Here is a 23,263-nt window from a genome sequence, read left to right on the forward strand (position 1 = left end):
GCTAGAGCTTGGTGCTCCAGTAGTCCCAGAACTGCACCGCGATCAGCGCGATCACCACGATGTACCAGAGCAGGACCAGGGCGGCCAGCAGCTGCTTGACCTGCTGCGTTGCCTTCGCACCGAGGGCCGCGGCGACGGCGGTCGCGAGGACGATGGGCATGATCGACCAGACGAGCATGCACCACAGGCACAGCGCGTGGATCTCGAACAGGCTCGAGTAGATCAGGAAGACCACCAGCGCGATCCCCGCCGCCGAGCCGATCGCGAGCCCGGTCCAGAACCAGCGGGGGAGCGCCACACCGCCCAGCGCGAGCACGCCGGCCACGATGACCACCGAGAACGAGGCGATGCCGATCAGCGGGTTCGGGAAGCCGAACACCGCCCCCTGCCAGGACTGCATGACCGAGCCGCACGAGATCGTGGGATCGATACTGCAGCCGGGGACGAAGTTTGGATCCTGCAGGATCCGGATCTTGTCGATCGTCAGCATCGCCGAGGCGAGGAGCCCGAGCACGCCGGTCACGAGCAGTAGGACTCCGGTGGGTCGACGGTTCACGGTGGTAGCCACGGGTGCGATGGTATGCGAACCCGCTGTGCGGTTGCTGACGGCCGCCGACCGGGCGATCAGGCCCCGACGTACGCGGCGAGGTGCTCACCGGTCAGCGTCGATCGTCCTGCGACGAGATCCGACGGGGTCCCCTCGAAGACCACCCGGCCACCGTCGTGCCCGGCACCCGGACCGATGTCGATGATCCAGTCCGCGTGCGCCATGACGGCCTGGTGGTGCTCGATGACGATGACGGACTTGCCCGAGTCGACGAGCCGGTCGAGGAGGCCGAGGAGCTGCTCGACGTCGGCGAGATGCAGGCCGGTGGTGGGCTCGTCGAGGACGAGCACGCCGCCCTTCTCACCCATGTGCGTCGCGAGCTTGAGCCGCTGGCGCTCGCCGCCCGACAGCGTGGTCAGCGGCTGGCCCAGGCTGACGTAGCCGAGCCCGACATCGGCGAGGTGCCCCAGGATCTTGTGCGCCGCGGGGATCCTGGCCTCACCCTCGGCGAAGAAGCCGAGCGCCTCCGCGACGGGCATCGCGAGCACCTCGCTGATGTTCTTGTCGCCCAGGCGGTACTCGAGCACCGCGGCCTGGAAGCGCTTGCCCTCGCACTCCTCGCAGGTGGTGGACACGCCGGCCATGATGCCGAGGTCGGTGTAGATCACCCCTGCGCCGTTGCAGGCGGGACAGGCGCCCTCGGAGTTCGCGCTGAACAGCGCCGGCTTGACGCCGTTCGCCTTCGCGAAGGCCTTGCGGATGGGCTCGAGCAGGCCGGTGTAGGTGGCCGGGTTGCTGCGCCGACTGCCCTTGATCGGGGTCTGGTCGACGGTGACCACGCCCTCGCGCGGGCTGACCGAGCCGTGGATCAGCGAACTCTTCCCCGAACCGGCGACGCCGGTGATCACCGTCAGGACGCCCAGCGGGACGTCCACGTCGACGTCCTTGAGGTTGTGTTCGGTCGCACCCCGCACCTCGAGCACGCCCGACGGTGCGCGGACCTCGTCTTTCAGGCGGGAGCGGTCGTCGAGGTGGCGTCCGGTGAGCGTGTCGGCGTGCCGCAGCCCCTCGACGGTGCCCTCGAAGACGATCTCGCCGCCCGCGGTTCCGGCCTTCGGGCCGAGGTCGACGACGTGGTCGGCGATGGCGATCGCCTCCGGCTTGTGCTCGACGACGAGGACGGTGTTGCCCTTGTCGCGCAGGCGCAGCAGGAGGTCGTTCATCCGGGCGATGTCGTGCGGGTGCAGACCGATGGTCGGCTCGTCGAAGACGTAGGTGATGTCCGTCAGCGAGCTGCCCAGGTGCCGGATCATCTTGGTGCGCTGTGCCTCACCGCCGGAGAGCGTGCCGGCGGGCCGGTCGAGGGAGAGGTAGCCGAGGCCGATCTCGACGAAGGAGTCGAGCGTGAACTGCAGGCTCTCGATGAGCGGCGCGACGGACGGGTCGTCGACGCCGCGGATCCAGTGCGCCAGCTCATCGATCTGCATGGCGCAGCAGTCGGCGATCGAGACACCGTCGATCTTCGACGACCTTGCGAGCTCGGACAGGCGCGTCCCGTCGCACTCCGGGCAGACGCTGAAGGTGACGGCGCGTTCGACGAAGGCCCGCACGTGCGGCTGCATGGCGTCGACGTCCTTGGACAGGAAGGACTTCTGGATCTTGGGGATGATGCCCTCGTAGGTGAGGTTGATCCCCTCGACCTTGATCTTGGTGGGCTCCTTGTAGAGCAGGTCGTCGAGCTCGCGCTTGGTGTACTTCGCGATGGGCTTGGCGGTGTCGAAGAAGCCGCTGCCCCGGTAGATGCGGCCCTGCCAGCCGTCCATGCTGTAGCCGGGGATGGTGAAGGGTCCCTCGTCGAGCGATTTGGTCTCGTCGTACAGGGCGGTGAGGTCGATGTCGTTGACGGTGCCGCGGCCCTCGCAGCGCGGGCACATGCCGCCGACGAGGGAGAACGTGCGCTTCTCCTTGACCTGCCGGCCGCCCTTCTCGACGGTGACCGCCCCGGCGCCGCTCACGGAGGCGACGTTGAAGGAGAACGCCTGCGGCGAGCCGATGTGCGGGGTTCCCAGGCGGCTGAACAGGATCCGCAGCATGGCGTTGGCGTCGGTGGCCGTGCCGACGGTGGAGCGCGGGTCGGAGCCGATGCGTTCCTGGCCGACGATGATCGCGGTGGTGAGCCCGTCGAGCACGTCCACGTCGGGCCGGGCGAGCGTCGGCATGAAGCCCTGCACGAAGGCGCTGTAGGTCTCATTGATCAGCCGCTGCGACTCCGCCGCGATGGTGCCGAAGACGAGGGAGCTCTTACCGGAGCCGGAAACGCCGGTGAACACCGTCAGCCGGCGCTTGGGGAGTTCGATGCTGACGTTCTTGAGGTTGTTCTCCCGCGCGCCGTGGACGCGGATCTTCTCGTGGGTGTCGGCGACGTGGGGGACGGACTGCGACATGAGCGCTCCTGGCGGCCTCGTGGGACAACCGCTTCAGCCTACCGACGACGATCGGCGCGAGGGTCCGGCTCCGTCGGGTCAGGACTCGTCCTGGCGATACCAGTCGCGGATCGCGGCGGCGAAATCTGCTGGTGCGTCCGACTGGACGTACAGGCCGGCACCGTCGACGGTCACCGTCCGGCTGTTCCGGAAGGTCGACTCGAGGCGTTGGAGTTCCTTCGCGCGGAACACCCAGCTCGCGCCGCCCCAGACGATGAGGGTGGGCAGGTCGTCGACCTCGTCGAGCCGGGATTCGATGTCGGTGAAGAAGTCCCGGCTGGCAACGATCCGACTGGGCAGCACCGCCGAGGCCTGCCGACGCCGCGGAGTGTCCTGCGCCCGGCGGTAGTGCGTCATCTCGGCGGGTGACGGCTTACGTCGGTGATGGCCCAGCGGGATGAAGGTGTTGACCACGAGATCCATGCGCTCCGCCAGCACCCTGAGTGGAGCTGAGCCGCCGATCCGGGAGAAGCCCTCGAAGTAGAGATCACCGTTGGTCGGCCACGCCCAGGTGTTGGTCAGCACGAGTCGGTCGAACGTGCCGGGTCTGCGTTGCGCGACGGCCAGACCGATCGGGCCGCCCCAGTCCTGCCCCACGAGCGTCGCCCCGTCGATGCCGAGCGCTTGGACGAAGGAGGTGACCACTCCGGTGTGCTCTTCGGGCAGGTAGCGGTAGCCGGGTTCGGCCGTCGACAGACCGAAGCCGGGGTAGTCGAGCGCGATGCACCGGAACTCGCCGCGCAGCTCGCGAATCACGTCGCGCCAGAGGAACGACCAGGTGGGGTTCCCGTGGAGCATCAGCAGGGTGGGCCCGGTTCCTTCATCGACGTAGTGCACCACGTTGCCGCCGACCTCCAGGAAGCGGCTTTCGAAGGGGAACAGTTCGTCATCGACCCAGGTGGGCCGTTCGCCTGCGGGCATGGTCGTGGTCCTCTCCATCGGCTATGGTTGAGATTCTCAAGTACAAATACGAAAGTCAAGTGGTTGGTATGAGTCGAAGCTACGGTCACTACTGCGGTCTCGCGCGCGCCCTGGACGTGGTCGGCGACCGCTGGAACCTGCTGATCGTCCGGCAGTTGCTGATGGGGCCGGCCCGGTATCGCGAGTTGACGGAAGGCCTGCCGGGAATCGCGACGAACCTGTTGTCGGACAGACTTCGGGATCTCGAGGCGGCCGGCGTCGTCGAACGCCGACCGGCGGCCGCCGGCAATGCGGTGGTGTACGCGCTCACCGAGTGGGGAGCCGGACTTCGCGGCCCGATCGAAGGCCTGATCCGGTGGTCGACACCGCTGATGACTCGCGGCGCCGACGGTGACACGTTCCTGCCGGAGTGGCTCGCCGTCGCGCTGCCGGCGCTCCTGAACCGGACGAGGAGCGCCTCCGAGCCCCGTCCGGCGGTCGGCCTGGAGGTCGACGGACGGCTCTTCCAGGTGCAGACGGGCGAGCGCGGAGTGGAGGTCGTCCGACACGACGGCCGCCCCCTCGACGCAGTCCTGCGCGCCGACCCGGCGCTCATCCTCGGCCTGGCGGCCGGGGCACTCAGCCTCCACGACTGCCGCGAGGCGGTCGGAATCGACGGCGACGAAGCCGCGGTCCGTCTCCTCTTCAAGCGCTAGTTCGAATCCACCGACACCCACCGCCATCTGCAATCTATCTTGCGTATGAGGCGCGACACAGCGGAGGTGATCGATGGCACCCACCACGGGGGACACCGGGCCCGCGGTCGACGACTGGCCGGGTGATGCGGTACCGGACGTCCCACTCACCCCCGGCCAGTCCCGCGTGGTGGACGCGATCGCGAAGAATCCGCAGCTGGCCTCGTACGCCGACCTCGCCGAGATCGCCGGTCGCGCCGCGGTCAACGCATCGACCGTGGTGCGCACCGCGCAGGCCCTCGGCTACCGCGGTTGGCCGGACATGCAGCGCGAACTGCGGGCGCGCTACCTCGCCCGGATCACTACCGAGCAGACCCTCGCCGAGCACGGCGAGCACCGCAGCCCGCTGCACGACGCCCTCACCCACGACATCGAGAACCTTCGCCAGACCCTGGAGACGACCACCGCGCAGGACGCCGAGGCCGTGATCGGCGCCCTGGCGGGCGCCCGGTCGATCCTGGTCGTGGGGGAGGGCTCGTTCGCGGGTCCGGCCACCGTCCTCGCCCACCTCGGTTCCACCATGGGCTACCCGATCGCGCTGGAGACCCGCGGCGGCGTCAGCCTGGCCAGCGCGACCAACGCTCTCGGCCCGGGCGATGCGCTGGTCGTGATCAACATGTGGCGCCCGATGCGTCAGGTGGTGCGGGCGGCCGAGTCCGCCCGCGCGGCGGGTGCCGCGGTCGTCGCCGTGACGGACATGCGCCGCGGGCGGCTCGCCGCCGTCGCCGACCACCTGCTGGTGGTCCCGTCGGAGGGCATCTCCTTCTTCCAGTCCGTCACCGCCGCGACGTCGGTGATCTACGGGCTGCTCGCCGGCATGGAGGCCGCACACCCGGAACGCAGCCGCGCCGCGATCCGGCGCACGCAGCAGCTGTGGAAAGACCTCGACGCGTACCTCGACTGAGCCGCGCCCGTACATCGCCACGAAGGAGAAGACAATGGACCGGACGATCGCCGTCGTCGGCCTCGGATCGATGGGCGGCGCGATGGCGTCCGCCCTGCTCCGGGCCGGCTGGGAGGTGCACGGGTACGACCCGTCACCGTCGGCCTCGGAGGCGGCGGCCGTGCAGGGCGTCCGCACCGCCGGCACGCTCGCGGACCTGGCCGGAACCCCGTACATCGTGCTCTCGCTGCCCGGTGCCCGGGTGGTCGAGGAGGCGATGGAGACGCTGCTGGCCGTGCCCGGCACCGTCGCCGTGATCGACACCAGCACGTCCGAGCCGGACACCAGTCGCGCCGTCGCCGAGCGGGCCGCGGCGCAGGGGGTCGCGTTCGTCGACGCCCCGGTCTCGGGCGGCCGGGCCGGCGCGCTGGAGGGACGGCTGACGGCCTTCGTCGGCGGCGAGCCCGACGCGGTCGAGACCGCCGCGCCCGTGATGGAGGCGCTCACCGCCGGGCAGTACCGCCGGCTCGGCGGGCCGGGCGCGGGCAACGTGGTCAAGCTGCTGAACAACCTGCTCGCTGCGGCGAACCTGGTCGCCGTCGGCGAGGCGCTGGCCGTGGCGCACGCCTACGGCGTCGACCCGGGGGCCGCGGCCGAATCGATCAGCGGGGCGTCCGGCGCGAGCCGCGCCTCGGCCGCCATGTACCCCGCGTGGGTACTGTCCGGCACGCACGACTCGGGCTTCACGCTCGGCCTGATGACGCGCGATGCGAACCTCGCCGTCGACATCGCCGAACGGCGGGGCGAGCATCCCGACCTGCTCGCGCACGCCGCCCGACGGTGGCGCGAGGGCCTCGAGGCACTCGGCCCGCAGGCGGACTTCACCGAGATCGCGCGGGTCGTCGCGCCCGCCGTCACCCGCGAAGGAGCTCCGCAATGAACCCCGTCACCGTCCCCGCATCGTCGTCCGCGGCCTCCGCCCGCACCGTCCTGGACGGCGCCTTCCCGGGCGGAGTCGGCGCGTTCCTCGACGGCCGGGTGGTTCCGGGGTCGGGGGAGCGGATCCCGCTGACGCAGGCCGCGACGGGCGAGGAGTACGCGACCTACGCCGACCCGGGCGCCGACGGCGCCGACGCCGTGCTGGCGGCTGCCACCCGCGGCGCGGAGGTCTGGGGCGCGACCGACCCGTTCGAACGAGCGGCGATCCTGCGGCGGGTGGCGGCATCTGTCGAGGATCACGTCGAGGAACTGGCGGTCCTGGAGTCCGCGACCACCGGGAAACCGCTGCGCGACACGCGAGTCGAGGCGGCGAAGGTGGCCGAGATGTTCGGCTACTACTCGGGCTGGGCCGACAAGGTGCTCGGGCAGACCATCCCCGTACCCGGCAACTGGCACACCTACACCGAGCGGGTGCCGTGGGGCGTGGTCGTGGCGATCACCCCGTGGAACGCGCCGCTGTTCACCGCGGGCTGGAACTCCGCCGCGCCCCTGGCGGCCGGCAACGCCGTCATCGTCAAGCCGAGCGAGTTCACGCCGGTGTCCACCGTGCGGCTGGCGCAGCTCGCGCACGCGGCCGGCCTCCCGGACGGGGTGTTCTCGGTCGCCCCCGGACTGGGGTCGACCGTCGGGGCCGCGCTCACCACTGACCCGCGAGTGGGGAAGGTGTCGTTCATCGGCTCGGTGGGGACGGGCCGCCGGGTCGCGGTGGCCGCCGCCGGCGCGGGCATCCCGACGGTGCTGGAGCTCGGGGGCAAGAGCGCGAACATCGTCTTCGCGGACGCCGACCTCGATCGGGCCGCCGACGGGGCCGTCGCCGCGATCTTCTCCGGCGCAGGGCAGTCGTGCGTCGCGGGATCCCGCCTGCTCGTCGAGTCGAGTGTGCGCGCGGAGTTCGTCGAGCGCGTTGCCGAGCGGGCGGCGCGCCTGCGCCTCGGGGATCCGCTTGACCCCGCCACCGAGGTGGGACCGATCCTCACGGCGCCGCAGCTGGCCACCGTCCGCTCGCTCATCTCGGCCGGGATCGCCGACGGTGCCCGGCTCCGCACGGGCGAGTCCCTGCCGGAGTCGATCACCGGATCCGCGCTCGCCACCGGCCACTGGGTGCGGCCCGCGGTGCTCGACGGCGTCACCCCGGACAACCGGCTGGAGACCACGGAGGTCTTCGGTCCGGTCGTCGGGGTGGACGCCTTCGATTCGGAGGCTGAGGCGATCGCGCGAGCCAACGCCACGTCGTTCGGGCTGGCCGGGGCGGTGTGGACGGCGGACGTCTCCCGCGCGCACCACGTGGCGCGCTCCGTGCGGGCCGGGACCTTCTGGATCAACGCGTACAAGACGATTCATGTCGCGGTGCCGTTCGGCGGCTTCGGGGACAGCGGGCACGGTCGCTCGTCGGGCCCCGGGGTGCTGGACGAGTACACGCAGACCAAGGCCGTGTGGGTGCCCACCCGCGCCGCCGGCGCGCCGTTCCCGTCGCTGAGCTACTGACGGATCAATTACCGGGCTCCACACCCCGGAACGCGGCGATGAGACGAGCGACGTCGTCGGGCGAGCCGTCGATATCCGCGGCGTCGAGCGGCCGTCCGTCGTAGAGCATCTCGATCCACACGGACGAATCGGCGCGCAGGCGCGTGGTCGAGCCGGCGGCGATCGGCGAACTCGGCGCGGAGGCGGCCGACTCCGCGCCGAGAACGCGTTCGATCGTGAGCCGGTCTGCCCACGTCACGTGGTAGCGGTAGCCCCCGCCGCGATCGCCGTCGGCGATGCGCGCGTCGCGGAGGCACAACTCGATGTCGATCGCGGGAGTCACCGGGTGCGACGGTGCCATGGCCAGCATCGATTGCACGGCAGCGTCGGGCGTCAGGCCCCCGTCCTGGTCCCACGTCGGTGAGCGGAGGGCCCAGCGCGCCAGCGCGGCGAAGGCGGGCGCGGCATCACGCGCCCACTCGGTGGCCTCGTACACCGCGACGTTCGCCGGTGGGGGGAGTTCCCTGCGCACGATCAGCCCAGTGGCCTGCATCTCTCGCAGCCGCGCCGTGAGCACCGCGGGCGTGACTCCGCGGACGGCCGCGGCGAGTTCGCCGAATCGCTTGGGCCCGAGCAGCACCTCACGCAGCACCGGGTAAGTCCACCGGTCGCCCAGGACCTCGAAGGCATGGGCGGTCGCGCAGCCGTCGCCGTGCTGGGAATAGCTCCGCCTGATCGGCATCGCCCCTCCGTTTCCTATGGACAGAAGATTTTCCACTATGTTATACATAGTCAGCCGCGATGGCGAGTCCCCTCACTCGATCGACTGCCTGCGCCCACGCGGATCCCGACCCCGAAGGGAATCATGCACACCACGACCTCCTCAGACGGAACACGCCTCGCGTACGACCGCTTCGGCTCCGGGCCCGCGCTCATCGTGATCACCGGCGCCACGTGTTTTCGCAACTTCATGCCGGTCAAGAGCGACGCCAAGACCTTCGCCAAACAGTTCACGGTCTACAGCTACGACCGCCGCGGCCGCGGCGACAGCGAGGACACCGCCCCGTACGCGATCGATCGCGAGATCGAGGACATCGAGGCGATGATCGACGCCGCCGGGGGGAGCGCCTACCTGTACGGACACTCCTCAGGTGCCGTACTGGCGCTCGAGGCCGCACTGCGCCTTCCCGAGAAGGTGCGTGCCGCGGTCGTCTACGACGCGTCCTACGTCAGCGACGAGGCGGAGAAGCTGCGCTACACCACGCAGATGCGCCGGACCGCCGAGCACGTGCGCAACGGGGACAACGCCGCCGCCGTGAAGTACTTCCTGACGCAGATCGGCATGCCCTCCGTGTTCGTCGCGCTGCTCCCGCTGCTCCCCGGCTGGAGGACGATGAAGGCGTTGGCGCCGACCCTGATGTACGACGTCGAGCTCACCAAGGACCTTCCCCCGGTCGATCGGTTGGCCGGTATCAGGACGCCCGTGCACGTCGCGTTCGGGTCGAAGAGTCCCGCCGGCATGCGTGAGGTTGCCCGTCGTATCGCCGACGCCGTCCCGGGCGCGACCTTCGAAGAAGTGGCCGGCCAGGACCACATGGTCAGCCCCAAAGTGTTGCTTCCCATCCTCACCGGCGCGTACGCCACGGCAACCCGCTGAATTTCCATACGCCGGCGATATGCACCCGCTCGTACCATGGCGCCATGCGCGTACTGGTGGTCGAGGACGAGCCGTACCTGGCGGAGGCGATCCGTGACGGGCTGCGGCTCGAGGCGATCGCGGCCGATGTCGCCGGTGACGGCGACACGGCCCTGGAGATGCTGAGCGTCAATGCCTACGACATCGCCGTTCTGGACCGCGACATACCGGGTCCGTCCGGCGACGAGGTCGCCCGGTCCATCGTCGATTCCGGTACCGGCGTTCCGATCCTGATGCTGACGGCCGCCGACCGGCTCGACGACAAGGAATCGGGCTTCGAGTTGGGGGCCGACGACTACCTGACCAAGCCCTTCGAACTGCGGGAACTGGTCCTGCGGTTGCGCGCGCTGGACCGACGGCGCGGGCACCACCGGCCGCCCGTCCGGGAGATCGCGGGCCTGCGCGTCGATCCGTTCCGCCGGGAGGTCTACCGGGACGGACGGTACATCGCGCTCACGCGCAAGCAGTTCGCCGTGCTGGAGGTGCTCGTGGCGGCCGACGGCGGGGTCATCAGCGCCGAAGAACTCCTGGAACGGGCATGGGATGAGAACGCCGATCCGTTCACCAACGCGGTGCGGATCACGGTCTCCTCACTGCGGAAACGGCTCGGTGAGCCCTGGCTGGTGGCCACCGTCCCCGGCGTGGGGTACCGGATCGACGCCTCGGTGGGCACGTGACGAGGCCGCCGGGGCTCAGCGTCCGGCTCAAACTCACGCTCAGCTACGCGGGTTTCCTCATGGTGGCCGGCGCCATCCTGCTCACCGTGGTGTGGGTCTTCCTGCTGCGGTACGTACCTCAGGTGATCGTGGTGCCGTCCGACGTTCCCCGGTTGCCCGGTTCCGGTCCGGGGCCCGGCTGGAGGAGCATCCCCAACAGGTCCGACCTGCAGGCGGCGTTCGTTCCGAAGGCGTTCCTGGCGATGGGCTTCCTGCTGGTGTTCGGGCTCGCCGGCGGCTGGGTGCTGGCGGGCCGGATGCTCGCGCCACTCACCCGGGTCACCCACGCGACGCGCCTCGCGGCGGAGGGCTCCCTCAGCCACCGCATCCGGCTGGAAGGCAGCAACGACGAGTTCCGTGAACTCGCCGACGCATTCGACACCATGCTGGCGCGGCTCGAGGCACACATGGAGGAGTCCCAGCGCTTCGCCGCCAACGCCTCCCACGAATTGCGTACACCGCTCGCGATCACCCGGACACTGCTCGACGTGGCTCGAAGCGACCCGACCCGAGGCCCCGATGAGCTCGTCGAGCGCCTGCACTTCGTCAACACGCGTGCGATCGACCTGACCGACGCTCTGCTGCTCCTGAGCCGGGTGGAGCGCCGATCGTTCTCCCGCGAGGAGGTGGACCTGTCCTTGGTCGCGGAGGAGGCCACCGAGACCTTGCTCCCGCTCGCCGAGCGGCGCGGCATCACCCTCGAGACCACGGGCCCGACCGCCCTGACAACCGGGTCACCACCCCTGCTCCTGCAGGTGGTGACGAACCTCGTGCACAACGCGATCGTGCACAACGTGCCATCCGGTGGCATCGTCCGCGTCACCACCCGGGACGCCACCGACAACGCTGATGGGAACGCCGTCCTGGTGGTGGAGAACACCGGGCCGACGCTGGGCCCGCACCTCGTCGCCACGCTCACGGAGCCCTTCCAACGCGGCAGTGGGCGGGTCAGCGGTGACCAGGCCGGGGTCGGGCTGGGGCTCGCGATCGTCGACCGGATCGTGCACGCGCACAGCGGTGAACTGCTCCTCGCGCCGAGGCCCGGCGGTGGGCTGACCGTCACCGTCGGCCTGCCCGGTGCGCCGCGAGCACGGTGAGCACGCACCGCGCGAGATCATCGGCCGCGTCGCGGGAGCCCTCCGCACGGATGTCTCGCGACATCGCCGCGATCCGGCTCGCATCGGTCAGAACGGGCAGGAGCGTCGAGACGATCCAGGAGGAGCTGATCTCGATGTCCGGCACGAGCAGTGCGCCGCCGGCGGCGACGAGCGGTTCGGCGTTACGCCCCTGCTCGCCGCCCCGCAGGGGCAGGGGCACGAACGCGGCCGGCAGCCCGACGGCCGCCACCTCCGCACAGGTCATCGCCCCGGCGCGGCAGATCGCGAAATCCGCAGCGGCGTAGGCGTACCGCATCTCCTCCACGAAGGAGAAGATCCGGTAGTCCGGGTCATCTTCCGGATGATCGACGGTGCGTCCGGGCCCCACGATGTGAAGCACCTGCACTCCCGCGCCGCGGAGAGCACGGGCTGCGCCCGGCACTGCGGTGTTGATCGCCTCCGCGCCCTGCGATCCCCCGGTGACGAGGAGCACCGTCGCATCCGGGCGCAGACCGAACCGCTGCCTCGCCTCGGCCCGTATCGCCGCGCGATCGAGAGTGTCGATCGCCGCGCGCAGCGGGATGCCGATGGCGCGAGCACGGGGGAGCGGCACCGACGACGACGCCGTGAAGACGTGCTCGGTCATCCGCGCCGCCACGCGGTTCGCGAGCCCGGGGCGCAGGTTCGCCTCATGCACGACGATCGGCAGTCGCCGCCGGTAGGCGGCCAGATAGGCCGGCATCGAGACGTACCCGCCGAACCCGACGACGACCTCCGCGCCGACGCGATCGAGCACCGCGCCCGCTGCGTGCGCGGCGGCGAGGAGCCGCCGCGGTGTCCGGATCAGCCCACCGGTGGCCTTGCGCGGCAACGGAACCGGTGGGATCAACTCCAGCGGATAGCCGCGGCCGGGGATGACGACGGTGTCGAGGCCGCGGACCGTCCCGAGCGCTGTGATCCGGGCGTCGGGCACCCTCCGCCGCACGGCGTCGGCCACGTTCATCGCCGGTTCGATGTGCCCGACGGAGTGCCCGCCGGCGACCACGATCCGCGGCGGCCCGCCGATCGGGACAGCGGCGTCGCTCATGCCGCCCGATACCCGGTTCGGACGGTGATCGGGAAGTCGAAGTAGGTGTCCGGGAAGGGCTCGTCGCGCAGTGTGTAGTGCCACCATTCGGCGTCGTATCGGCGGAAACCGCTGTGCTCCATGACGTCGCACAGTCGCTTCCGGTTCTCGGCCGCCGCCGCGCTGATCCCCTCGGCGCCGTGGCGTGAGATCGAATCCATCAGATCGTGGTCGCCGCCCATGGCCGCGAGCTCGCCGGAGTCCAGGTGATACAGCGTCAGGTCGACGGTGCTGCCGCGGCTGTGGCCGGAGCGGGTCGCCACGTAGCCCAGCGAGAACATCGCACGCCTGTCGATGTTCGGGTAGTGCCGTCGCTTGGTGCGGCCGTCCTCCGGCTGCCGGGACCATGCGACGAAGCCGTCCACCGCGCGCTGCGGTCGGTAACCGTCCCACAGGAGCAGGCCGAAGCCGTCGGACTCGGCGAGCGCCTGCGCGTCCCGGAGCGCATCGCACAGGGCGCGGGTCCCGACGATGCGGTTCGCGAAGTACCCGTCGACGGGTTTGCCGGTGAAGTTGTCCCACGTGGCGTACTTGGCGTCCCACCGGATTCCGGGAACGTATTCATCGACGAAGACGAACTCGGGGATCATCGCTGCGCTCCCGCCACCGGGGCCGCCTCGCCGAGGGCCAGGGAGACGAGACGGTCGAGCACCGCGGACAGCGGTAACCCTGCCGCCGCCATCATGCGCGGATACCGGCTGTACGACGTGAGCCCCGGGAAGGTGTTGACCTCGTTGAGGACGACGGATCCCTCCGGGGTGAGGAACATGTCGACGCGCGCGAGGCCCCGGCATCCGAGGGCACGGTAGACCGTCTTCGCCGTCTCCCGTACCAGCACACGGGAATCCGCTGAGATCTTCGCGGGGACGACGGCGACCGAGTTGTCGGATCCGGTCTCGGGCGCGTCCTCCTGGTGGATCCGGAAGAATCCGTGGGAGAGTGCGATGTGGTCGATCTCGCCGAGTCGGACCTCCGGACCGTTGCCGAGGACGGCGCAGCCGACCTCGATGCCGGTGACGGCGGCCTCGATCAGCACCTTCGAGCCGAATTCCCGTGCCACCGCGACGGCCTCGGCGAGGGCGCCCGCGGACGTCACTTTGGTGACGCCGAAGGACGAGCCGGATCGAGCGGGTTTGACGAAGACCGGATAGGACGAGCCGTCGATGTCCGGCTCTTGCCCCGGTTCGACGACCCAGTGCTCCGGGACCGCGACTCCGGCGGCTGCCGCCACCAGGTAGGTGAGGGACTTGTCCATGCACAGCGCGGAGGCGAAGACATCGCAGCCCACGTAGGGGACACCGGAGAGTTCCACGAGTCCCTGGACGGTGCCGTCCTCGCCACCGTTGCCGTGCAGAACGGGCAGCACCACGTCGAGGGGCACCGTCGTGTACCGGTCACCGTCGAACACCAGCAGCCCGCCCACGCTGCGGTCGGGGGAGAGGATCGCCGGCCGCGAGCCCGCGCCCTCCCAGCCGATCACGGGGCCCTCGCACAGCTTCCAGGTGCCGGCACGGGTGATCCCGACCCAGAAGGGCTCGTAGACGTCGGTGTTCAGGTTCGCGGCCACCTCGCGGGCGGACTTGAAGGAGACGGCGTGCTCCTCGGCGGTGCCACCGAAGAGGATGCCGATCCGGATGCGGCTCATGCTGTTGCCGGCCTTTCGAAGTCGAGGCAGTTGATCAGTGCGTTCTCCACCGTGTCGGCGAGCGCGTGGTCGGTGTAGTAGGCGGTGTGGGGGCTGACGATCACCGAGGGAAGCTCCTGCAGGCGGGTCAGCACCGGATCGGTGAGGTCATCGCCGCGGTCGGCGTAGAAGACGCCTTCCTCGCCCTCGACCACGTCGAGGGCCGCGCCTCCGATTCCTTCCCGTTCGAGGGCGGAGAGCAATGCGGCCGTGTCGATCAGACTCCCGCGCCCCGTGTTGACCACGATCGCCCCCGGCCGGAGCAGCGCGATGCGGCGCCGATCGAGGAGGTGGCGCGTCTCGGGCGTGAGGGGAGTGTGCAGAGTGACGACGTCGCTGCGCCGCAGCAGCTCGTCGAGCGGGACGGCACCGGCGGCGGGCGAGCGGTCGGCGGTGAGCACGCGACAGCCGAAGCCGGAGAGACGGGCGATCACGGCACTGCCGATCCGGCCGGTGCCCACGACGCCCACGGTCAGGTCGCGCAGTTCCCGGCCGCGGTCGGGGGCGAGCCGGTAGTCGTACCGATCAGTGCGCCGCAGCAGCGATTTCATGCCTCTCAGCGCCATCAGGATGAGCATCACGGTGTAATCCGCGACGCTGTCGGGCGAATAGCTCACCGTGCTCACCGAGATGCCCACCGTCGCCGCGTACTCCACATCGATGTGGTCGAAGCCCACGCTCCGGGTGCAGATGTGGCGCACGCCGAGGCGGCTCAGCGCCAGCAGCACGGGCCGCCCCACCGGGGTCTTGTGTCCGACGCAGATGCTCCTGTTGCCGAAGGCCAGGGTCGTGGTCTTCTCGCTGAGGGCGGCGTCGGTCAGGATCAACGGAACGCCGAATCGGGGCTCGAGGGCGCGGAAGAGGCGGGCCTCGTCGTCCCCGCACTCGTAGACCGTGATGCCCGCGGTCGGCGACGTGGGCGGCGTGAGCCTCCGCGGCACGTATCGAATCGGTTCGTCGTAAGTCATGCATCCGAGTCTCGGGGCCGCCCTGTTGCCGGGGCGTATCCGCTTTTCGATACGCCGACGATATGGTGCGTCGCCCGCGGTGCGTCAGCTGGACCGGGAGCGGGGCCAGGCGTGCCGACGCAGGAGGCGGAGGCCGTTGAGGCCGACGATGATGGTGGATCCTTCGTGGCCGGCGACGCCGAGGGGCAGTGGCAGCGTGCCCACCAGGTCCCAGACGACGAGTACCGCGATGAAGGTCGCGGCGATGGCGAGGTTGGCGACGACGACGCGGTGCGCGCGGCGCGCGAACTCGATGACCGACGGGACCGCGGTGAGGTCGTCACCGACGATGACGACATCGGCGGCCTGCAGGGCGAGGTCGGAGCCGGCACCGCCGAGGGCGATGCCGACATCAGCGGCGGCGAGGGCGGGTGCGTCGTTGACGCCGTCACCGACCATCGCGACGGTGCGACCGGCACCGCGGAAGTCGTTGATAGCAGCGGTCTTGCCGTCGGGCAGGAGTCCGGCGCGGACATCGTCGATGCCGAGATCGCCGGCCACGCGAGCGGCGGCGCGGGGGTTGTCGCCGGTGAGCATCGCGGTGCCGATACCTGCGGCGGAGAGGGCGCCGACGGCGGCCGCGGCGTCGTGGCGGCAGGTATCGGTCAGGGCGAGCACGGCGACGGGGGAGTCGTCGCGGGTGACGATCACGGCGGTGTCTCCGCGGGCCTCGAACCCGCCGACCAGTTCGGCCACCTCGCGGGTCGCCGGGGTGTCCGCGGTGTGCGGGGACAGCACGGCGATACGGTGCCCGTCGACGGTGCCGGTGACGCCCCGACCGGGATGAGCGGCGAAGTCCGTCGCCGCGGGCACGTCGAGGCCGCGGTCGGCGGCCGCAGCGACGATAGCCGCAGCCAGGGGGTGCTCGCTCAAGGTCTCCACCGCTGCCGCGAGGGCGAGAGCGGTGTCGCCGTCGGTCCCGTCCGCGGTCGTCACGACCGCCGCGAGGGTGGGCCTTCCGGAGGTGACGGTGCCGGTCTTGTCGAGGGCGACGGTGTCGATGGCCGACAGGTTCTCCATGACCACAGCGGATTTGACAAGCACGCCGCGGCGACCGGCGTTGGCGATCGCGGCGAGCAGCGGCGGCATCGTCGCGAGCACCACCGCGCACGGGGACGCGACGATCATGAAGGTCATCGCCCGCAGCAGCGCGGATCGCAGATCCGCGCCGAACGCCAGCGGCACGGCGAACACCGCGAGGGTGCACACGACCATGCCGATCGAGTAGCGCTGTTCGACCTTCTCGATGAACAACTGCGCGCGGGCCTTGGTCTGCGAGGCCTGCGCGACCATCGCCGCGATCCGCGCGACCACCGAGTCCGCCGCGGCCCGATCCGCGCGCACCGTCAGTGCGCCGGTGCCGTTGACGGTGCCGGCGAACACCTCGTCGCCGATGCGCTTGTCCACCGGCAGCGGCTCGCCGGTGATGGTCGCCTGGTCGACCTCACTAGCCCCGTCGACGACGGTGCCGTCGGCCGCGATCCGCTCGCCGGGGCGGACCCGGATCACATCCCCGGCCTGCAGCTCCGCCGCGGCCACGACACGTTCGCTGCCGTCGGCCCCGAGCACCGTCGCCCGGTCCGGGGCGAGATCGAGCAGCCCGCGGACCGAGTCCTCGGTACGGGCCGTCGCCCAGGCCTCGAGAGCGCCGGAGGTGGCGAAGATGACGATCAGGAGGGCACCGTCGGTGATCTGTCCGATGGCGGCCGCGCCGATCGCGGCGACCACCATCAGCAGGTCGACGTCGAGGGTCTTCTCCCGCAACGCCTGCAGGCCGGCGAGGGCGGGTTCCCACCCTCCCGTGAGGTAGCACGCCAGATACAGCGCCCACCAGGACCACGGCGGGGCGCCCGCGAGCTGAGCCGCCAGTCCCAGCAGGAACAACACGAGAGCGGCAGCGGCCCACCGGACCTCCGCCAGTGCCCACGGCCGGGTGCGGTGCATCCCGACCGGCCGCACGGCTGTCGCGCTCGCGGCGCCGATGGCGGTCGCGGTGTTCATCTGGTCTCCTCACGCTGGGGCGGGTGCGACTCCTCATCGCGCGCCAATATCAGCATATATGAACACCTCTTCAGATTAATGACGCGAGGTAGTATTCCGACTATGGGACACGGGATCGCCGACGACGACGCGAACGGATCCGCGTGCCTCGACGCCGCAACTGCAGAGCGGGTCGCGACGACGCTGCAGGCGCTCGCAACGCCGAGCCGGCTGCGGATCCTCTCGCAGCTGCGGGGCCGGGCGATGGCGGTGGGCGATCTCGCGGCAGCGGTGCAGATGGAACCGTCCGCGGTCTCGCATCAGCTGCGGCTGTTACGGAACCTGGGCCTGGTGACCGGAGTGCGGGCGGGGCGCAGCATCGTCTACAGCCTCTACGACACCCACGTCGCGCAGCTCCTCGACGAGGCGGTCTATCACAGCGAGCACCTGCGCATGGGCCTGGCGGATCGCCCCGAGTCCGCGTTGCTCGGTCCCACGGCCACGCGGGAGTGAGCAGCCTCAGCGCGCGGGGCGGAGCCGGACCGAAAGCTGCGCTGTACCCCCTGTACGGCGCGGGCTTCGTCACCGCCTTCGGGGCGCACAGCATCGCCGCGAGCCTGGGCGGGCTCACCGGATCGATGGGAACGCAACTCTTGGCGCTCGGCCTGCTACTGGCGCTGTACGACGGTGCCGAAGTTCTGCTCAAGCCCGTCTTCGGCACCCTCGCCGACCGGATCGGACCGCGGCCAGTGCTCCTCGGCGGGCTCATCGCGTTCGCGGTCGCCTCGGCCGCGTTCGTCGTCGCCGGCAACGCGGGGTGGATCGGCCTGGCACGGTTCGCGCAAGGCGCCGCGGCGGCCGCGTTCTCGCCCGCGGCGAGCGCTATGGTCTCGCGCCTGGCCCCGGATACCGCGCAGGGTCGCGCATTCGGCAGCTACGGCGCATGGAAGGGGTTCGGCTATACCGCGGGACCGGTCCTGGGCGGCGCGCTGATCTGGGCCGGAGGCTACGACCTCCTGTTCGCCGCCCTCGGTGGCGTCGCTGCAGCGGTCGCCGCCTGGGCGTCCGCCACAGTCCCGCGCTTAGCACCGTTGCCGCGCACCCGGCAGACGATCGTGGACCTGCTGCGCCGTCTCGGGTCCCGTTCGTTCCTGCTGCCGACATCGGCGCTCGCCGCCGCCACCGGAGTGCTCGCCGTCGGCGTCGGCTTCCTCCCGGTCGCGGCCGGCGAGCACGGCCTCGGACCACTTCTCACCGGGGCGATCGTGTCAGCGCTCGCGCTGACGGCTTCGGTGGTGCAGCCCCGCGCCGGCAGACTCCGCGACGCCGGGAAGCTCCCCGACGGCGTGGGGATCGCCGTCGGACTCGCCCTCGCCGCCCTGGGGCTCGGGGTTGCAGCCGCGCCCGACCCGATCGGGGTGGTCGCTGCCGCCATCCTGATCGGCGTGGGTGTCGGGCTGGTCACGCCGCTGGGTTTCGCGCATCTGGCGCAGCACTCGCCGAAGGAACGTCTCGGGCAGACCATGGGCTCTGCCGAGATCGGACGCGAGGTGGGGGACGCCGGCGGTCCACTCCTCGTGGGTGCGATCGCCGCAGTCGCGGGCCTCACCGCCGGACTCACGGGTCTCGCGGTGGTCCTGGCGATCGTCGCACTTCTGGCCGTGCGGTTGCGCTGATCGCTCCGGACCGCGGGTCCCGCGGGGGCTATTCGAATCAGGCCGGCCAGCGGAGGTGTTCTGCGTCGATGACGAATCGGTGCCGGTGCTCGACGGTGCCCTCACCGACGGCGACGGCGCCCACGAGGTGCGCGGGATCGGTACGGTCGACGGCGTGCCGGTGATCCAGTTCCACCGGTTCGCGGGCGGGCCAGGCGCGGACAGCGACGACGACACCGAGCACCGTCAGGATGCCGAGGATGCTCCAGGTGGTACCGAGGCCGGCGGCGATGCCGAGCCAGCCGGCGATCGGATAGGCGATCAGCCAGCACAGATGCGAGAGGGAGAACTGGGCGGCGAAGACCGCGGGACGATCGCCCGCAGCTGACGAGCGCCGGAGGACCCGCCCGACCGGGGTCAGCACCAGGCTCGTGCCGCCGCCGACCGCGAACCAGATTGCGGCGGCCGCCGGCCGCTGCGCCGCTCCGGATACTTCGACCATCGCGACCGCGGCGCCCGCGGCCAGGACCAGCACCGTTCCGCCAGCGAGCATCACCGGCCGTTCGGGCACCCGGTCGAGGACTCGGGGCAACACGAGGGCGACCAGCATCGTCCCGATCCCGGATGCGGCGAGCAGCCACGCCACGTCGGCCTGCGAGCCGCCGAGTAGGTCCCGGACGAGGTTGACGGTCGAGACCATCACGATCGAGCCGGTGCCCGCGACCGCCAGATCCAACCCGAGCACGCCCCGCAGGCGCGGGGTGGCGAGGAAGATCCCCGCGCCGGTCAGGGTGCGATGGAAGACGCCGCCACGGGCGCTCGGACCGGCATTGGGAATCGACGTCGAGACCACCAGTGCCGCGGATCCGAGGAATCCGAAGACCGTGGCGAGGAACAGATAGTGAAAGCTCATCATGGTCAGCGCAACGGCCGCGAGTACGGGACTGAGCAGGGATTCCATCGTCGCCGCGAGCTGCGAGGCCGACAAGGCGCGGGTGTACTGGGCCTCGTCGGGCACGATGTCAGGGATGACGGCCTGGAAGGTGGGCGTGAACGCCGCCGACGCCGACTGCAGTACCACGACGAGGACATAGATCTGCCAGACCTGGTCGACCCACGGCAGTGCCAGTGCCACCGTCGCGCGCACCAGGTCCAGGCCCACCAGCATCGTCCGCCGGGGAAGGCGGTCCGCGTATGCCGCGGCCAGGGGAGCGATGAGGACGTACGCAACCATCTTGATGGTCAGGGCCGTGCCCAGCACGGCAGCGGCGCGGGGTCCCGCCAGGTCGTAGGCGAGGAGGCCGAGCGCCACCGTCGTCATCCCGGTGCCGAACAGGGCTACTACCTGCGCGGTGAACAGATGTCGGTAGTCGCGGATCGCGAACAACAACCTTGCCGGATCCCTCCCTGGCGAGACCACCGTCACCCTCCTGAGACGCGCGGACACACGTGACATCATGTACGTGTGTACGCACATGATGTCACATCGGAGTGGGACCGCACACCCCCGGACGATCAGATAGACGCCGCATGCCTGGCGATGAAGATGCTCTCGGTCCCGGCCAGGATGCGGATCCTCTGGGCACTCAGCGGCGCTGGCGAACTCGATGTCACGACACTGACCGAGAAGGTCGGCCAGGCTCGTCCGGCGGTCTCGCAGCACCTGGCGAAGATGCAGTTCGCCGGTCTCGTCGCACACCGCCGCGAAGGGCGCCGGTTGCTGTACCGCGTGCATGGCGGGCACGTGCGCAGGCTGCTCATCGAAGCCCTCAACGCCGCCGAGCATCAGGTCGGCGGCCTGCCTGAGCATCGGTGACAGCGGGCAACCTCACGGAGAATACGTCACTGTGACATATTACTCGGTGAGGCTCTGGACTCTGCTAGGCGCGACCAGGCGAAGGGGTGACGACACAGGCCCGCACATCCCGCCGCGAGCCACGGCGCGGCCCGAAGAAGCAACGGATCCGGCGACCGAGTTCAGGAACGGCCACGTACCGAGTCGGGGTCGCCGAACCCTCACAGAGAAGTCCATCGGTGATCAGACCTACCCCGCGATCGTCACTGGCTTTTCACCGATAATCTACATTATGACATTTCGTGTGGAACTATCGCGCGGGTTGATCCGGCGCTCCCGTCCCCGCCGACGACGTGCTCGTCGATTCCGTGCCAGTGGACTCAGGGGTGGTTCGCTCGGCCGTCGTGCCGGTGGACGGGCTCGCGCCGGACGTGGCGGTCGCAGCCGACGCGGACGCGTCGGCCGGGGTCGCAGTCGGCCCGGCGGAGCTCTGCGCTGAGGCCGAGGCGGATGTCGAGCTGGATGTCGGAGTGCTTGCCGGGCTCGCGGTCGACGTCGTCGTAGCTCCCTCCGAGGTCGGCACCGTCGTAGCCCCGACCGGTACCGTCGCCGCCGACTCCGGCACCTGCGCCGGCGCGGCGGCGACCTTCGGTTCGGCCGCACTACCCGCGGGCGCAGAGGTACGAACGCCGGGTGTGATGTACCTGCCGTCCTTCCCGAGCGGCGCTTCGGGAGCCGTGGTCACGGCCACGGTGCCGTCCTCGAGGTACTGCCGGACCGCATCGTCGACGGTGCTCTCCCCTCTCCGGAACACCCCGTGGTCACCTCCGCCCACGGAGATCAGGTCGCCGTGCACGGCGTCTCGCATCGCTTCGGCCCCCGCGTAGGGTGTGGCGGGATCGTTGTAGCTCTGCAGCAGCAGCGGCGCAGTGGCGAGATTCACGGAGTAATCGGGCGCCCGGTTGGACCCCTCGAGGGCTCGCAGGTTGCCGATCACGCGCAGGTAGTCACTCAGGGTGTGCGCGGTGTCGGCACCGGTCATCAGGTTGAACGCGAAGCTGACGGCCGAGGTGAGAATCGCCGGCAGGTAGCTCAAGTCCACCCTCCCCGTCTCCGCGGCCTCGGACGCCGCGTTCATCACAGCCGGTCCCATCAGGTCGTAGATCGTCACCTTGCCGTTGCCCGCCCCGATCGCCGCACTGACTCCGGAGTACATCCAGTCGGGCCGACCCTCGACCGCCATGCCGTAGATCTGCTTGGACAGCGCGGTCCACTGCCCGCGGTTGTACATCTTGCTGGTGGAGTTCTGCATGATGCTCGACGGGCCGCGGGTCTCCTGGATCGCGTCGAGCAGCGTGATGTCACCGGTGATCAGGCCGACTGTCAGCCGGACGTTGTAGGCGATCCGTTCGTACACCTGCCGGGCCGCGTTGTAGACGGGCAGGATCACCGGCGCGAAGGGGCGCAAGGCCTCGGGGAGATCCTCCGCGACCGCCGCCGGCGGAAGATAGTTGGCCGCGTACGCCTTCCGAGACGCGGACAGCCGCGCCGCGTTCCACTTGTCGAAGACCTGAAGCGGGGTGGCGCCGAGCTTCACGGTGTCGTTGTTCACAGCGGCCCACTCGAAGTACTGGTTCAACCGCGCGCGGAAGGCCTCGTTCTGCGCCGCGGTCGCGATCGCGCCGCCACCCACTCCGATCGTCGTCGGATTCATGTTGGAGTCGAGGATGAGCCGGTCCACGGACGCCGGGAACATGCTGGCGAACGCGGCACCGAGCGAGGTTCCCCAGGAGGCACCGTAGTACGACACCGTGGTCAGGCCCGCCGCCTTGCGGAACTCCTCCATATCGCGCGCGACGTTCTCAGTCGTGAGGTTCGGCAGGTAGTTCGGATAGGCCGCGATCACGGCGGCGCACTGGGCCCTGGTCGAGCAGCTCAGCGGTGTCGAGAACTCCAGGCCGCGCGGCTGGATCGCGATCAGGGCGTTGTCGTCGAAGAGCCACTGGGCTGATCTGCCGTCGGCGCTCCAGAAGTTGTAGGCGTCGCCGCCAGGGCCTCCGGGATTGCCGAGGATCACCCGGCTCGCCGTCTTCCCCGTAGGCAGGAAGCCGCTGACGAGGAGGTTGATCCTGCCCGCTGCCGGGTTCGAGTAGTCGAGCGGAACCGAGATCGTCGTGCACCGCGCGCGTTCGCCGCCGGGATTCACTGCGGTCACGGCCGACGGGCAATCCCCCCAACTCAGGTCCTCCACCGCCGCACGCGCGGCGCCGTACGCGCCGGCCGCGACCAGTACCGCCGCCGCGGCGCTCGCCGCGACCACACGGCGCACCGGGAATGCGGCTCGCATCGGAAAAGCGGGGCGGGAGCCGCGCGCGATCGAAGCACTCATGTTCCTGTTCCACCGCTTTCTCGACGGGTGCGCTCGAACCTCAGTAGGTGGCGAGCTGGGGGCTGAAGACCGTGCCGTACGCCTTGA

At 70.3% G+C, this 23,263-nt stretch carries 21 protein-coding genes; 10 read left to right on the forward strand and 11 right to left on the reverse strand.

Annotation, left to right across the window (positions count from 1 at the left end):
• Position 1: 1 nt before the first annotated feature.
• From AC21LY_RS07710 to AC21LY_RS07720, 3 genes are all read right to left on the reverse strand, one after another.
• Entirely contained in the window at positions 2 to 568 is a 567-nt protein-coding gene (locus AC21LY_RS07710) for a vitamin K epoxide reductase family protein (RefSeq protein ID WP_489045815.1), read from the reverse strand.
• A 56-nt stretch (positions 569 to 624) separates the two neighbouring features.
• Positions 625 to 2,991: an ATP-binding cassette domain-containing protein gene (locus tag AC21LY_RS07715; RefSeq protein ID WP_489045816.1), complete on the reverse strand. Its 2,367-nt coding sequence runs from the start codon at positions 2,989 to 2,991 to the stop codon at positions 625 to 627.
• 78 nt (positions 2,992 to 3,069) lie between these two features.
• Positions 3,070 to 3,951: an alpha/beta fold hydrolase gene (locus AC21LY_RS07720; RefSeq protein ID WP_489045817.1), complete on the reverse strand. Its 882-nt coding sequence runs from the start codon at positions 3,949 to 3,951 to the stop codon at positions 3,070 to 3,072.
• Positions 3,952 to 4,019: 68 nt separating this feature from the next.
• Between AC21LY_RS07720 and AC21LY_RS07725 the strand changes: the two genes are divergently transcribed.
• The 4 genes from AC21LY_RS07725 (at position 4,020) to AC21LY_RS07740 (ending at position 8,052) form a co-directional block, all read left to right on the forward strand.
• Complete coding sequence (locus AC21LY_RS07725; RefSeq protein ID WP_489045818.1) at positions 4,020 to 4,646, forward strand: winged helix-turn-helix transcriptional regulator; 627 nt, start codon at positions 4,020 to 4,022, stop codon at positions 4,644 to 4,646.
• A gap of 73 nt (positions 4,647 to 4,719) precedes the next feature.
• Positions 4,720 to 5,589, forward strand: coding sequence for a MurR/RpiR family transcriptional regulator (locus AC21LY_RS07730; RefSeq protein WP_489045819.1), 870 nt, complete (start codon positions 4,720 to 4,722; stop codon positions 5,587 to 5,589).
• 34 nt (positions 5,590 to 5,623) lie between these two features.
• Positions 5,624 to 6,508 (forward strand): NAD(P)-dependent oxidoreductase, encoded by an 885-nt coding sequence (locus tag AC21LY_RS07735; RefSeq protein ID WP_489045820.1) that lies wholly within the window; start codon positions 5,624 to 5,626, stop codon positions 6,506 to 6,508.
• Positions 6,505 to 8,052 (forward strand): aldehyde dehydrogenase family protein, encoded by a 1,548-nt coding sequence (locus tag AC21LY_RS07740; protein WP_489045821.1) that lies wholly within the window; start codon positions 6,505 to 6,507, stop codon positions 8,050 to 8,052. The genes AC21LY_RS07735 and AC21LY_RS07740 overlap by 4 nt, the downstream gene beginning before the upstream one ends.
• Positions 8,053 to 8,056: 4 nt before the next feature.
• On the opposite strand, the gene AC21LY_RS07745 is transcribed toward AC21LY_RS07740, so the two are convergent.
• Positions 8,057 to 8,773, reverse strand: coding sequence for a winged helix-turn-helix transcriptional regulator (locus tag AC21LY_RS07745; protein ID WP_489045822.1), 717 nt, complete (start codon positions 8,771 to 8,773; stop codon positions 8,057 to 8,059).
• Positions 8,774 to 8,896: 123 nt separating this feature from the next.
• Between AC21LY_RS07745 and AC21LY_RS07750 the strand changes: the two genes are divergently transcribed.
• Genes AC21LY_RS07750 through AC21LY_RS07760 form a run of 3 tightly spaced genes read left to right on the forward strand, consistent with a single transcriptional unit; the run spans position 8,897 to position 11,540 of the window.
• Positions 8,897 to 9,688, forward strand: a complete 792-nt coding sequence (locus AC21LY_RS07750; protein WP_489045823.1) for an alpha/beta fold hydrolase — start codon at positions 8,897 to 8,899, stop codon at positions 9,686 to 9,688.
• A gap of 44 nt (positions 9,689 to 9,732) precedes the next feature.
• The gene (locus AC21LY_RS07755; protein ID WP_489045824.1) at positions 9,733 to 10,404 is read left to right on the forward strand and encodes a response regulator transcription factor; all 672 of its coding nucleotides are present in this window, start codon (positions 9,733 to 9,735) and stop codon (positions 10,402 to 10,404) included.
• Complete coding sequence (locus AC21LY_RS07760; protein ID WP_489045825.1) at positions 10,401 to 11,540, forward strand: sensor histidine kinase; 1,140 nt, start codon at positions 10,401 to 10,403, stop codon at positions 11,538 to 11,540. The genes AC21LY_RS07755 and AC21LY_RS07760 overlap by 4 nt, the downstream gene beginning before the upstream one ends.
• Here the strand turns inward: AC21LY_RS07760 and AC21LY_RS07765 are convergent.
• From AC21LY_RS07765 to AC21LY_RS07785, 5 genes are all read right to left on the reverse strand, one after another.
• The gene (locus AC21LY_RS07765; RefSeq protein ID WP_489045826.1) at positions 11,503 to 12,627 is read right to left on the reverse strand and encodes a UDP-N-acetylglucosamine--N-acetylmuramyl-(pentapeptide) pyrophosphoryl-undecaprenol N-acetylglucosamine transferase; all 1,125 of its coding nucleotides are present in this window, start codon (positions 12,625 to 12,627) and stop codon (positions 11,503 to 11,505) included. The two genes, AC21LY_RS07760 and AC21LY_RS07765, sit on opposite strands and share 38 nt — an antisense overlap.
• The gene (vanX, locus tag AC21LY_RS07770) at positions 12,624 to 13,256 is read right to left on the reverse strand and encodes a D-Ala-D-Ala dipeptidase VanX (RefSeq protein ID WP_489045827.1); all 633 of its coding nucleotides are present in this window, start codon (positions 13,254 to 13,256) and stop codon (positions 12,624 to 12,626) included. Before vanX ends, AC21LY_RS07765 begins: the two co-directional genes overlap by 4 nt.
• The gene (locus tag AC21LY_RS07775; protein WP_489045828.1) at positions 13,253 to 14,311 is read right to left on the reverse strand and encodes a D-alanine--D-alanine ligase family protein; all 1,059 of its coding nucleotides are present in this window, start codon (positions 14,309 to 14,311) and stop codon (positions 13,253 to 13,255) included. The genes vanX and AC21LY_RS07775 overlap by 4 nt, the downstream gene beginning before the upstream one ends.
• Complete coding sequence (locus tag AC21LY_RS07780) at positions 14,308 to 15,318, reverse strand: NAD(P)-dependent oxidoreductase (RefSeq protein WP_489045830.1); 1,011 nt, start codon at positions 15,316 to 15,318, stop codon at positions 14,308 to 14,310. Before AC21LY_RS07780 ends, AC21LY_RS07775 begins: the two co-directional genes overlap by 4 nt.
• 84 nt (positions 15,319 to 15,402) lie before the next feature.
• The gene (locus tag AC21LY_RS07785; RefSeq protein ID WP_489045831.1) at positions 15,403 to 17,358 is read right to left on the reverse strand and encodes a heavy metal translocating P-type ATPase; all 1,956 of its coding nucleotides are present in this window, start codon (positions 17,356 to 17,358) and stop codon (positions 15,403 to 15,405) included.
• Between the two features lie 102 nt (positions 17,359 to 17,460).
• Here AC21LY_RS07785 and AC21LY_RS07790 point away from each other — a divergent pair, with 102 nt between their 5' ends.
• Together AC21LY_RS07790 and AC21LY_RS07795 are read left to right on the forward strand one after the other, a co-directional pair.
• The gene (locus tag AC21LY_RS07790) at positions 17,461 to 17,850 is read left to right on the forward strand and encodes an ArsR/SmtB family transcription factor (RefSeq protein WP_489045832.1); all 390 of its coding nucleotides are present in this window, start codon (positions 17,461 to 17,463) and stop codon (positions 17,848 to 17,850) included.
• The gene (locus tag AC21LY_RS07795; protein WP_489045833.1) at positions 17,847 to 19,013 is read left to right on the forward strand and encodes an MFS transporter; all 1,167 of its coding nucleotides are present in this window, start codon (positions 17,847 to 17,849) and stop codon (positions 19,011 to 19,013) included. Before AC21LY_RS07790 ends, AC21LY_RS07795 begins: the two co-directional genes overlap by 4 nt.
• 37 nt (positions 19,014 to 19,050) lie before the next feature.
• Here the strand turns inward: AC21LY_RS07795 and AC21LY_RS07800 are convergent, their stop codons facing one another.
• A complete protein-coding gene (locus AC21LY_RS07800; RefSeq protein WP_489045834.1) occupies positions 19,051 to 20,382 on the reverse strand; it encodes an MFS transporter in 1,332 nt (443 codons plus the stop codon).
• Positions 20,383 to 20,532: 150 nt separating this feature from the next.
• Between AC21LY_RS07800 and AC21LY_RS07805 the strand changes: the two genes are divergently transcribed.
• The gene (locus AC21LY_RS07805) at positions 20,533 to 20,808 is read left to right on the forward strand and encodes an ArsR/SmtB family transcription factor (protein WP_489045835.1); all 276 of its coding nucleotides are present in this window, start codon (positions 20,533 to 20,535) and stop codon (positions 20,806 to 20,808) included.
• A gap of 289 nt (positions 20,809 to 21,097) precedes the next feature.
• On the opposite strand, the gene AC21LY_RS07810 is transcribed toward AC21LY_RS07805, so the two are convergent.
• Positions 21,098 to 23,134 (reverse strand): alpha/beta fold hydrolase, encoded by a 2,037-nt coding sequence (locus AC21LY_RS07810; RefSeq protein WP_489045836.1) that lies wholly within the window; start codon positions 23,132 to 23,134, stop codon positions 21,098 to 21,100.
• Positions 23,135 to 23,263 lie beyond the last annotated feature (129 nt).

Source organism: Tsukamurella sp. II2bb (assembly GCF_057815145.1).

Coding starts and splice junctions, on each gene's coding strand:
- AC21LY_RS07780 (WP_489045830.1), bottom strand. CDS start 15,318: ATGACTTACGACGAACCGATTCGATACGTGCCGCGGAGGCTCACGCCG.
- AC21LY_RS07775 (WP_489045828.1), bottom strand. CDS start 14,311: ATGAGCCGCATCCGGATCGGCATCCTCTTCGGTGGCACCGCCGAGGAG.
- AC21LY_RS07755 (WP_489045824.1), top strand. CDS start 9,733: ATGCGCGTACTGGTGGTCGAGGACGAGCCGTACCTGGCGGAGGCGATC.
- AC21LY_RS07790 (WP_489045832.1), top strand. CDS start 17,461: ATGGGACACGGGATCGCCGACGACGACGCGAACGGATCCGCGTGCCTC.
- AC21LY_RS07765 (WP_489045826.1), bottom strand. CDS start 12,627: ATGAGCGACGCCGCTGTCCCGATCGGCGGGCCGCCGCGGATCGTGGTC.
- AC21LY_RS07750 (WP_489045823.1), top strand. CDS start 8,897: ATGCACACCACGACCTCCTCAGACGGAACACGCCTCGCGTACGACCGC.
- AC21LY_RS07720 (WP_489045817.1), bottom strand. CDS start 3,951: ATGCCCGCAGGCGAACGGCCCACCTGGGTCGATGACGAACTGTTCCCC.
- AC21LY_RS07735 (WP_489045820.1), top strand. CDS start 5,624: ATGGACCGGACGATCGCCGTCGTCGGCCTCGGATCGATGGGCGGCGCG.
- vanX (WP_489045827.1), bottom strand. CDS start 13,256: ATGATCCCCGAGTTCGTCTTCGTCGATGAATACGTTCCCGGAATCCGG.
- AC21LY_RS07725 (WP_489045818.1), top strand. CDS start 4,020: ATGAGTCGAAGCTACGGTCACTACTGCGGTCTCGCGCGCGCCCTGGAC.
- AC21LY_RS07715 (WP_489045816.1), bottom strand. CDS start 2,991: ATGTCGCAGTCCGTCCCCCACGTCGCCGACACCCACGAGAAGATCCGC.
- AC21LY_RS07745 (WP_489045822.1), bottom strand. CDS start 8,773: ATGCCGATCAGGCGGAGCTATTCCCAGCACGGCGACGGCTGCGCGACC.
- AC21LY_RS07785 (WP_489045831.1), bottom strand. CDS start 17,358: ATGAACACCGCGACCGCCATCGGCGCCGCGAGCGCGACAGCCGTGCGG.
- AC21LY_RS07810 (WP_489045836.1), bottom strand. CDS start 23,134: ATGCGAGCCGCATTCCCGGTGCGCCGTGTGGTCGCGGCGAGCGCCGCG.
- AC21LY_RS07805 (WP_489045835.1), top strand. CDS start 20,533: ATGAAGATGCTCTCGGTCCCGGCCAGGATGCGGATCCTCTGGGCACTC.
- AC21LY_RS07740 (WP_489045821.1), top strand. CDS start 6,505: ATGAACCCCGTCACCGTCCCCGCATCGTCGTCCGCGGCCTCCGCCCGC.
- AC21LY_RS07730 (WP_489045819.1), top strand. CDS start 4,720: ATGGCACCCACCACGGGGGACACCGGGCCCGCGGTCGACGACTGGCCG.